General features: G+C 64.4%; 5 protein-coding genes. 1 reads left to right on the top strand and 4 read right to left on the bottom strand.

Translation table 11 applies throughout. The annotated features are described in order from the left end of the window. The first annotated feature begins 32 nt into the window (after positions 1-32). A complete protein-coding gene (locus tag PCE31106_RS05710; protein ID WP_150562659.1) occupies positions 33-2,255 on the top strand; it encodes an FUSC family protein in 2,223 nt (740 codons plus the stop codon). A 58-nt stretch (positions 2,256-2,313) separates the two neighbouring features. Here PCE31106_RS05710 and PCE31106_RS05705 read toward each other — a convergent pair whose 3' ends face one another. From PCE31106_RS05705 to PCE31106_RS05690, 4 genes are all read right to left on the bottom strand, one after another. Beyond that, positions 2,314-2,952, bottom strand: a complete 639-nt coding sequence (locus PCE31106_RS05705; RefSeq protein WP_017232830.1) for a response regulator — start codon at positions 2,950-2,952, stop codon at positions 2,314-2,316. Between the two features lie 542 nt (positions 2,953-3,494). Next, entirely contained in the window at positions 3,495-4,994 is a 1,500-nt protein-coding gene (locus PCE31106_RS05700) for an efflux transporter outer membrane subunit (protein ID WP_150562742.1), read from the bottom strand. A gap of 199 nt (positions 4,995-5,193) precedes the next feature. Beyond that, positions 5,194-8,334 carry a multidrug efflux RND transporter permease subunit gene (locus PCE31106_RS05695; RefSeq protein WP_150562658.1) on the bottom strand — a complete coding sequence of 1,047 codons (3,141 nt, stop codon included), beginning with the start codon at positions 8,332-8,334 and terminating at the stop codon, positions 5,194-5,196. Further along, on the bottom strand, positions 8,331-11,513 hold the full coding sequence (locus tag PCE31106_RS05690) for an MdtB/MuxB family multidrug efflux RND transporter permease subunit (RefSeq protein ID WP_150562657.1): 3,183 nt from the start codon (positions 11,511-11,513) through the stop codon (positions 8,331-8,333). Before PCE31106_RS05690 ends, PCE31106_RS05695 begins: the two co-directional genes overlap by 4 nt. Between the last annotated feature and the right edge of the window lie 32 nt (positions 11,514-11,545).

Here is an 11,545-nt window from a genome sequence, read left to right as displayed (position 1 = left end):
CGGCTTTGCTGCGGAACCCTCGCACCCGACGCATGGACTACCAGACCGATATCAAGAAATTCCTCTTCAGCCATTATTTTTTCACCGGCACCCGTCAGGCGTTGGGGGTCGTGTTGCCGGCGCTCGTGCTGTTCTGGGGGATGGACCAGCACCTGCTCGGCATTGAGGTCGCCTCGGGGGCGCTGTGCGCGAGCGTGGTCGACATCAACGGACCGCTGCGTCACAAGCACGCGGAGCTGCTCAGTTGCACTCTGCTCGGCGCCCTTACGGTACTGATCACCGGCATGGCCACCGCCGCGCAACCGTGGCAGCTCTGGATCACGTCGCTGACCCTGACGTTCGGTCTGTCGATGCTCGTGATCTATGGCTATCGCGCGTCGCTCGTGAGCTTCGCCTGCCTGATGATGATGGTGCTCAACGTCGAGGGCGATCTCACCCGGCATCAGGCCGTGCTCGATGCCGGCGCCGTGCTCGCGGGCGGCCTCTGGTACACCTACTTCAGCCTCGTCGTCTGCCGCGTCTGGTGGTTTCGCATCGAACAGCAGACGCTGGCCGAGTGTTTCTTCGTCACGGCGCAGTATCTCGAAGCCAAGGCGGCGTTCTACGACACGTCGACCGACATCGACGAATGCTACCGGCGACTGATCGCCGCGCAGGTCAACGTCGTGGAAAAGCAGCAGGCGGCGCGCGAGATCATTCTGCGCAACCTGCCCCGCCTGCGCACCGGCACGCTGGAGCCGCGCCGCACGATGCTGTTCAACCTGTTCATCAACATCGTCGACCTGCATGAGGTCGTGGTGTCGGTGCACACCGATTACCCGATGCTGCGCCGGGAGTTCGCCGACCATGACGTGCTCCTGTTCTTCCGCGACATGATCCGAAAGATCGCCAACGAAGTCGATGCCATCGGCTACGCCATCGCCACCAACGAACCATCGCGGGCGCAGCGCAGTTGGCGCGCGGAATTGCGGGCCATCGAGTACGAGATCGAGCTGATGCGCAAGCAGTCTTTGCCGCAGCGCGCGCCCGAAGCCTATCAGGCGCTGACGAGCACCTTCCGCCGCGTCTGGAGCAGCACACGTGTCGTGGAACGCATGCACCGCAACACGAATCTCGCCACGGCAGGGTCGGCCACCGAAGTCCAGATCGATCAGACGCTCGTGCGCTTCACCTCACGACAGAGCTATTCTCCGAAATTGCTCTGGAAGAATCTGACTTTTTCGTCACCGAGCTTTCGCCATGCCTTGCGGGTGACGATCGCCATCACGGCCGGAATGATCATTTGCGAGAACTGGTCGCTGCTCGCCGGGCAGGCCCACAGTTACTGGGTGTTGCTCACGATCATCGTGATTCTGAAGCCCGGTTTCAGCCTGACCAAACAGAAGAACGCGCAACGTCTGACCGGCACGCTGGTGGGATGCGTAAGCGTGCTGATCATTCTGGCCTTCGTGCACAAGGCGTGGGTGCTGCTCGCCCTCATGTTCTTCTGCATGGTCATGGGCAACAGCCTGTCGCTGTTCAATTACGGCCTGTCGGTCGTGTTCATGTCGTCCTACGTGCTGTTGCTGTTCCACTTCCTGCTCCCCGGGTCGCTGTCGGTGATCGGGGAGCGCGCGATCGACACGCTGATCGGCTCCGCCGTGGCGCTGGTGTGCTCCTATCTTTTCCCGTACTGGGAATACCGCCTGATGGGGCCTCTCATCCGGCAGGCGGTGCAGTCGACGCGCGCGTACCTGGAATCGTGCACCGGCCGCGACGGCAGGCGCGACGAGCTCGCCTATCGCATGGCGCGCAAGGACATGCACATCGCGTTCGGAAATTTCGGCGCGGCCTTCAGGCGCATGATGCTCGAGCCCAAGTCCAAACAGGTCTCGGTCGGGGAGCTCAACGATCTGCTGGTGCAGAACCATGTGATGGCGTCGTACATCACGGGGATGTCGGACGTGCTGCCGCGTCAGATTGCAGCGGACAAGAGCGGCGAGCTGGCGCAGGTCGTCTCCGCGATCAGCGATCTGCTTTCTCAGGCCGTGGCGGCCCCGGCCGCCTCGGTGCCGACGGATGCGCAGGCCGCGAGCGAAGCGATGCGCGACTACACGCGGCGCCTCGACGCGCTGGTCGTCGCCCAGGAGCAGCAATCCGACACGCCGGAGGCCCACGTCCAGGAAATCAAGCAGGTGGTGCATCAGCTCAAACAGATGCTCCGGGCGGGCGAGTTGATCCTGCGCGATATGCGAGCCATTCGCCTGCCGGCCTGACCGCGCGCGGGGCATCGCGGCCCCGCCGCCCCCTTCGCCGGCGGGTTCAACGATTCCGTCAGGCGATGCCCGTGCGCGTGGCGTAGTGATAGAGGTCGACGTCGCGGTCCAGCCCGAGTTTGCGCATGGCGTTGGTCTTCTGTGAGCTGACCGTCTTGACGCTGCGACTGAGCTGGAATGCGATTTCGCTGATGGTGAGCCCGGAAACGAACAGCCGCACCACTTCCACTTCGCGACCCGAGAGCTTCGACGCATCGATCTCGGTGTCGTCGACCACCGAGTCGTGCAGGCGCGTCGCCAGTCCCGCCGGAATATAGCGGCTGCCGTCCGCGACCACGCACACGATATCGGCAATCGAACTCTGCTCGTCGAGCTTGGAGAGAATCGAATGCACACCGAGCTTGAGCATGCCGCGAAGAATCGCCAGATTTTCCAGCATCGTGACAACGATGATCTTGATGTTCGGGAAATATCGGCGCACATAGCCGATCAGAAACAGGCCGTCCTTGAAATTTCCCCCTGGCATTGAAAAATCGGTCACGAGAATGTCGCATGGCGCCTTGGCCAGCAAATTCACGAGTTCTGACGAATTGGCCGCCTCGCCGACCAGATGAATCATTTCCCGCTCTTCGAGCAGACGTCGTATCCCATAGCGCACAATCGGATGGTCGTCCGCGACCACGACATTGATCGTCATCGTTGCCCCCTCCCCTTATTCGTCATCTGGCAGCACCGTCATCGCCGCACGACACGTACGGTGCTTCGCGCCTGCCATTGCCGCGAAGCGAGTCCATTCTGGCAAAAAGGGATCCTCCCGACCGGCTGGGAAACGTCACATAGACGATGCGCATGGGCCGCCTTGCCACGCGGTGTGGTCAATGCGCGCGCGGCCCGCATGCTGCCCGATAGAGCGGGTACTGCGGCCTAACTGCTTGACGGGACTCGCCCGGAGGTGAAATTGCTCAGACGTCCGGCAGCACAGTCTGTGCTACTCGCGTTACCGGTATTCGGACGATTCGCGGTGAGCGCTTCCGGCATTCCAATCTCGAAGTTCGGAATTACCTTAAACACCAACGCCCGATTTAGTGATCGGCTCGTTGTGCGCGTCGGAATATGCGTAGTTGGCACAGGGGGACATGCCGAGGGTGTGCCCCGGTCGCGAACACCTCGACCGGGCGCTGACGAGGCGGTTCGGATGGCGCGTAACGCACGTAACGCACGTTACGCACGTTAGGCGCGTTACTTCTGCCCGTCGCGGCCATCGGCGGAGCTGGCGTTCGCGGACGCCTTCACCGCCGGCGACGCACCAGGGTTCTCGCCCGCGGACGACAAACCATGCCAGCCGCCGCCGAGCGCGGTCACGAGCAGCACGTTGGCCGTGAACTGACGGCCGAGAATCGTCAGCGCCGTACGCTCCGTGGTGTACGCCGTCGTCTGCGCCGTCAACACGTTCTGGAACCCGACAGTGCCCGCCTTGTACTGATTGAGGATGAGTTGCAGCGCCTCGCGCGACGACTGCACCGCCTGGTTCTGCACGGCAGCCTCACGGCCCAGATAGTTCAGCGCGGCGAGGTTGTCTTCGACCGACTGGAATGCCGTGAGCACCGTCTGACGGTAGGTCGCGACCTGTGCGTCGTACGCCGCGATGGCCGCGTCGGTCTGCGCGCGACGCAGGCCGCCGTCGAAGAGCGTGGCCGCCAACGCCGGACCGACCGACCAGAAGCGGCTCGGCAGCGTCAGCCAGTCGGCGAAGCTGCTGCTTTGGAAACCGCCCGTCGCCGAGAGCGTAAGGGTCGGGAAGAAGGCCGCCTTGGCGACGCCGATCTTCGCGTTCGCCGCCGCCACCGAGCGCTCGGCCGCCGCAATATCGGGTCGCCGTTCCAGCAAGGTCGACGGCAGGCTCACCGGCGCCATCGGCAACGCGGCGCGCAGCGGCGTTGGCGTAAGCGAGAACGCCGCCGGCGCCTTGCCGACAAGCAGCGCGATCGCATGCTCCAGTTGGGCGCGCGTCACCTCGATATCGAGCGCCGAGGCCTGCGCCGATTGCAATTGCGTCTGCGCCTGAATCACGTCGGAGCGCTGCGCCACACCGACGGCGTATTGATTCTGCGTGAGCTTGAGCGTTTGCTCGTATGCCGCGACCGTACGGTCGAGCAACGCCTTTTGAGCGTCCGTTACCCGCAGGTCGAAGTAGTTCTGGGCGAGCAGCGCCTGCGCCGACAGACGTGCATTGGCCAGATCAGCCTCGCTCGCCTCGGCGCTCGCGTTGCCGGCCTCGACCGAGCGGCGCACGCTACCCCAGATGTCCGGTTCCCAGCTCGCCGTGCCCGACAGGCTGTAGCTGTTCGAGATCCCGCCCGCCCCCGATCCGCTCACCGCCGAGCTGCTCACGCGTGAGCTGGCGCGTGTGAGACCGGCGCCGGCGCCGATTGTCGGAAAGAAGGCAGAGCGCGCCTGCGAGGCCACGGCCAGCGCTTGCCGATAGTTGGCCTCGGCAACCTTGATGTTCTGATTGTCGACGTTGACCTGCGCCATCAGGTCGGCGAGCACCGGGTCCTGATAGATCGCCCACCACTCGCCCTTGGACGCCGCATCGCTGGGCTCGGCGAGCTTCCAGTCCCCCGTCTCCTTGAACGCGGCCGGCGTGTCGATGGCTGGACGCACATAGTCCGGCCCCACCGCGCAGCCCGCGAGCCACAGTACGGCGCTTGCCGCAAGCCACGTGGCGGCGCGACGCATGCGCGGCGGCGTCCTCGCGCCTCGCCCTTGCAGCGCAACCGCTGCGGCTGCAGCGGGCGGATGAGATCCAGCGGTGGCGACTTGACGATTCAGGTTACGGGACATGGCACGCATCGGCCCTTCGGCCAGAACAGAAGTTTCAAAAGACGCTCCGGGACGCGACGCCCACGGACGCGCACGGTGCAGGCAGCGCGCGGCATCAGCCATGCCCCACCTCCCCGACGTCGCCCTGGCCGCGTTGACCACGCGCACGCCATCGCGCCCAGCGCAGCCGCAAGCGATCGAGATAGAGGTACACCACCGGCGTCGTATAAAGCGTGAGCACCTGGCTCACGAGCAGGCCGCCCACGATGGAAATCCCCAACGGCTGACGCAGCTCCGCCCCATCACCCGTGCCCAACGCAAGCGGAATCGCACCGAGCATGGCGGCCATCGTCGTCATCATGATCGGGCGAAAGCGCAGCACGCACGCGTGGTAGATGGCCTCGCGCGGCGGCATGTTCTGGCGCCGTTCGGCATCGAGCGCGAAGTCGATCATCATGATCGCGTTCTTTTTCACGATACCGATCAGCAGAATCACCCCGATCAGCGCGATGATGCTGAACTCGGTATTGAAGAGCAGCAACGCGAGCAACGCCCCGACCCCCGCCGACGGCAGCGTCGACAGAATGGTGAGCGGATGGATGTAGCTCTCGTAGAGCACGCCGAGCACGATATATACCGTGAGCAGCGCGGTCAGGATGAGTATCGGCTGCGACGACAAGGCCGACTGGAACGCCTGCGCCGTGCCCTGGAAGCTGCCGTGCACCGACGTCGGCATGCCCAGCCGGCCGACGGCGTCCTGGACCGAGGCTTGCGCCTGCGACAGCGATACCCCCGGCGGGAGGTTGAACGAAATCGTACTCGCCGCGAATTGCCCCTGGTGCGAGACCCCCAGCGCCGTATTGGTCGGCCGATACCGCGCGAATGCCGAGAGCGGCACCTGCGCCCCCGCCGAGGTCACCACATAAATGTCCTTGAGCGACTCGGGGCTTTGCCACCATTGCGGCGCAACTTCCATTACAACCTTGTACTGATTGAGCGGATTGTAGATCGTGGAGACCTGCCGCTGCCCGAACGCATCATTGAGCACGCTATCGATCTGACTCATCGTCAGACCGAGGCGGGACGCCTGATCGCGATCGACGTCGAGCGTCGTCTGCAAGCCTTTGTCCTGCTGGTCCGTGTTGACGTCGACGAGATTCGGCAGATGCGAGAGCGCATTGCGCACCTTCGGCTCCCACTCGCGCAACTGCTGTAGATCATCTGCCTGCAGCGTGTACTGGTACTGCGCGTTACTCGCCCGCCCGCCGACGCGAATGTCCTGCACGGACTGCAGATAGAGCATTGCGCCAGGCTCCTTGGCCAGCTTGCCCCGCAATCGCGCAATCACCTGATCGGCCGAGATTTTGCGCTCGCCCAACGGTTTGAGCGTAACGAACATCAAGCCCCCGTTTCGGTTCGATCCGCCGGTAAAGCCCGTGACGGTCGACACGTCCGGATCGGCCTGCACGATCTTGATGAAGTCGGCCAGCTTCTTTTCCATCGCCTGGAACGAGATCGCCTGATCGGCCTGAATGAAGCCGATCATCCGCCCCGTGTCCTGCTGCGGGAAGAAGCCCTTCGGCACGACGGTATACAGCCAGACGTTCAGGCAGATCGTGGCAAACAGAATCCCCAGCATGAGCGGCCCGTGGCGCAACGCCCACGAGAGCGAGCGCTCATATTCGCGCAGCATGCCGTCGAACATGCGCTCGGTCCATCCGCCGATCCGTGTCCAGACGGATGGTCGCGGCGGCGGCGCGGCGGCGCCCGGCGCAGACTTACCCTTGAGCAGACGCGCGCACATCATCGGCGTCGCTGTGAGCGAGACGACCAACGAGACCAGGATAGCGGCCGAGAGCGTGACGGCGAACTCGCGGAACAGGCGCCCCACGATGCCGCCCATGAGCAGCAGCGGGATGAAAACCGCCACCAGCGAAATGCTCATCGAGAGCACCGTGAAGCCGACTTCGCGCGTGCCCTTGAGCGCGGCGGCGAACGGACTCAGGCCATCTTCGATATGGCGGGCAATGTTCTCGAGCACCACGATGGCGTCGTCTACCACGAAGCCCGTCGCAATGGTGAGCGCCATGAGCGACAGGTTGTCGAGACTGAAGCCGCACAGGTACATCACGCCGAACGTGCCAATCAGCGACACGGGCACCGCGACGCTCGGGATGAGCGTCGCCCGCCAGTTCCGCAGGAAGAGGAACACCACCATGATGACGAGCGCAATCGAAATCAGCAGCGTGCGCTCGACTTCCTTGAGGGATGCCCGGATCGTCGGCGTGCGGTCCATCACCACGTCGAGATTGATGGCCGCCGGGATCGAGGCGCGCAGCACCGGCAGGATCTTGTTGATGCCGTCGACCGTCGTGATGATGTTCGCGCCGGGCTGCGTCGTGATGATGAGCACCACCGACGGCTTGCCATTGGCCGACCCGGCGTTGCGCAAGTCCTGCACCGAATCGACCACGTCGGCGACATCGGACAGGCGCACCGGACGGCCGTCCCGATAGCTGACGACGACCGGCAGATAGTCCTTGGCCGTCTTCGCCTGATCGTTGGCGAGAATCTGCCAGCGCTGATCGCCGTCTTCGAGCGCCCCCTTCGGACGGTTTGCGTTGGCGGCCTGAATCGTCGTGCGCACCGTCTCGAGCGGAATCTGGTACTTGTTGAGTGCCGTTGGGTTGAGTTCGACCCGCACCGCCGGCAGCGAGCTGCCGCCCACGGTGACATCGCCCACGCCGTCGAGCTGAGAGATCTTCTGCGCGAGGATGGTCGACGCGGAGTCGTACATCTGCCCGCGCGTCATGCTGTCCGACGTCAGCGCAAGAATCATCACCGGCGCGCTCGCGGGATTCACCTTGCGATAGGTCGGGTTGCTCGGCAGGCCCGACGGCAGCAGACTGCGCGCGGCGTTGATCGCCGCCTGCACGTCGCGCGCCGCGCCGTTGATATCGCGCGAGAGATCGAACTGCAGCGTGATGCGGGTCGAGCCCAGCGTGCTGTTCGACGTCATTTCCGTCACCCCGGCAATCCGGCCGAGCGAGCGCTCCAGCGGCGTGGCCACGCTCGCGGCCATCGTCTCGGGACTCGCGCCGGGTAGCGACGCCGTAACGGAGATCGTCGGAAAATCGACCTGCGGCAGCGGCGAGACGGGCAGCAACCCGAACGCGACGATGCCCGCCAGCGTCACCCCGATGGTGAGCAGAACGGTCGCGACCGAGCGCTTGATGAAGACAGCCGACAGGTTCATCGCGCTGGGCCGCCTGTGGTGGCCGGGTCGTCACTGCCGCCGCCCGGCGTGCCATGATCGCCGTGCCCCTGATCGTCCGGCGGCCCCGAGGTACCAAAACGCCGATCGCGCCAGGCGCGCGCCCGTGCGGCCAAGCGGTCGAACCACAGGTAGATCACGGGCGTGGTAAAGAGTGTGAGCACCTGACTGACCATCAGCCCGCCCACCATGGTGATCCCGAGCGGCTGCCGCAACTCGGACCCCACGCCCGAGCCAAGCATGAGCGGCAGCGCCCCCAGCACAGCGGCCATCGTCGTCATCAGGATTGGCCGAAAACGTAGCAGACAGGCCTGATAGATCGCCTCGCGCGGCGCCATGCCGCGTTCACGCTCCGCCTCGAGCGCGAAGTCGATCATCATGATGGCGTTCTTCTTCACGATGCCGATCAGCAGGATGATGCCGATGATCGCGATGATGCTGATGTCGTTGCCCGAGACCATCAGGGCGAGCAGCGCGCCGACACCGGCCGAGGGCAGCGTCGACAGGATCGTGATCGGATGGATGTAGCTCTCGTAGAGCACCCCCAGCACGATGTACATCGTCACGACCGCCGCGAGAATCAGCCACAGCGTGTTCGAGAGCGACGCCTGGAACGCCTGCGCCGCGCCCTGGAAGGTCGTCTGCGTGCTCACCGGCAGACCGATGGACGCCTCGGCCGCGGTAATCGCCTTCACGGCATCGCCGAGCGACGCGCCCTTGGCGAGATTGAACGAGATCGTGGCGGCCGGGAACTGGGCCTGGTGGTTGATGGCCAGCGGGGTGGGCTTCTCCACGATCTTCGCGAACGATGTCAGCGGCACCTGCACCCCCGAGGTCGACGCAACGTAAATGCCCTTCAGCGCGTCGGGGCCGCGCTGGAAATCGTTACCCACTTCGAGCACCACGCGGTACTGCGACGCCTGCGTGTAGATCGTCGAAATCAGTCGCTGGCCGAACGCGCTGTAGAGCGTCTGGTCGACGGCCGCCGGCGTCACGCCCAGGCGGCTCGCCGTGTCGCGATCGATGTCCACGTAAGCCTGCAAGCCATTGACTTGCAGGTCGCTCGTCACGTCGGCCAGTTGCGGTACGTGTTGCAGCTTGTCGACGAGCTTTGGCACCCAGATGCCGAGCGTATCGAGACTCGGATCCTGCAGCGTGAACTGATATTGCGTTCGGCTGATGCGGTCTTCGATGGTCAGATCCTGCACCGGCTGCATATAGAGCGCGATGCCGGGCACGTTCGCCACCTCGGGCTGGATGCGGCGGATCACCGCCGAGGCGTCGAGTCCGCGCACGGCCTTGTCCTTCAGATTGATGAGCAGCCGCCCGCTGTTGAGCGTGGTGTTCACCCCATCCACGCCGATGAACGACGACACCGATTCGACGGCCGGGTCCTTGAGTACGGCGGCGACCAGCGCCTGCTGGCGCTCGCCCATTGCCGCGAACGAAATTGACTGCGGCGCTTCGGAGATTCCCTGGATCACACCCGTGTCCTGCACCGGGAAGAAGCCCTTCGGCACCCACAGATACAGCAGCACCGTGAGCACAAGCGTGCCGAGCGCAACGAGCAGCGTGGCCGTTTGACGATCGAGCACCCATGAGAGCCACTCGCCGTACTTCGCGATGATGCGGTCGAATATCTCGCCGGTCTTGCGGTAGAACTTGCCCTGCTTCTCTTCGGGCACGTGACGCAGCAGCTTCGCGCACATCATCGGCGTGAGGGTGAGCGACACCACGGCCGAGATCAGGATCGACACCGCCAGCGTGATCGCGAACTCGCGGAAAAGGCGGCCGACGACGTCGCCCATGAACAGCAGCGGAATGAGCACGGCGATCAGCGAGAACGTGAGCGAAATGATGGTGAAGCCGATCTGTTCCGCGCCCTTGAGCGCCGCCTGCAGCGGCTTTTCCCCCTGCTCCATGTAACGCGCGATGTTCTCGATCATCACGATCGCGTCGTCGACCACGAAGCCGGTCGCGATGGTGAGCGCCATGAGCGTGAGGTTGTTGATCGAGAAGCCGGCCAGGTACATCACGCCGAACGTGCCGACGAGCGAGAGCGGGACGGCCACGCTTGGGATGATCGTCGCCGAGACGTTGCGCAGGAACAGGAAAATCACCATGACCACCAGGGCCACCGCGAGCAGGAGTTCGAACTGCACGTCGGAGACCGAGGCGCGGATCGTCGTGGTACGGTCGGTCAGCAACTTCACGTCGATGCTGCCGGGCAGCGAGGCCTGCAACTGTGGCAGCAACGCCTTGACCCGGTTGACTGTCTCGATCACATTGGCGCCCGGCTGACGCTGCACGTTGAGCACGATGGCCGGCGTGGTATCCGCCCATGCGGCAAGCTTGGTGTTCTCGGCGCCATCGATGACGTCGGCGATATCGGAAAGACGGATCGGGCCGCCGTTCTTGTACGCGATGACCAGGTTGCGGTACTCGTCGGCCGACGCGAGCTGGTCGTTGGCGTCGATGGTCGAGGCACGCAGCGGGCCGTCGAAACTGCCCTTCGCCTGGTTGACGTTGGCCGCCGCGATGGACGTGCGAACGTCCTCGATACTCAGCCCGTACGACGTAATCGCGCGGGGATTGACCTGAATGCGCACCGCCGGGCGTTGGCCACCCGAGAGGCTCACCAGACCGATGCCGGGCAATTGCGAAATCTTCTGCGCCACACGTGTGTCGACCAGATCTTCGAGCTTGGGCAGCGGCAGGGTCTTCGACATGATCGCCAGCGTCAGGATCGGCGTATCGGCCGGATTGACCTTGCTGTAGATCGGCGGCATCGGCAGATCGGTGGGCAGCAGATTGCTGGCGCTGTTGATCGCGGCCTGCACTTCCTGCTCGGCAACGTCGAGCCCGAGATTGAGCGAGAACTGCAGCGTGATCACCGACGCGCCGCCCGAACTGGTCGACGACATCTGGTTCAGGCCCGGCATCTGGCCGAACTGACGCTCCAGCGGGGCCGTCACCGACGAGGTCATCACGTCCGGGCTGGCGCCCGGATAGAGCGTGACCACCTGAATGGTCGGATAGTCGACTTCCGGCAGTGCCGAGAGCGGCAACAGCCGGTACGCGACGAAACCGGCAAGCAGGATCGCCACCATCAGCAACGAGGTGGCGACCGGTCGGAGAATAAACGGACGGGACGGATTCATTGGCTACGTCGAAGGGCGTTTCTGGGGGCCGT

The organism is Pandoraea cepalis (assembly GCF_902459665.1).
Lineage (GTDB): Bacteria > Pseudomonadota > Gammaproteobacteria > Burkholderiales > Burkholderiaceae > Pandoraea > Pandoraea cepalis.
This window is presented reverse-complemented; position numbering and strand designations above follow the sequence as displayed.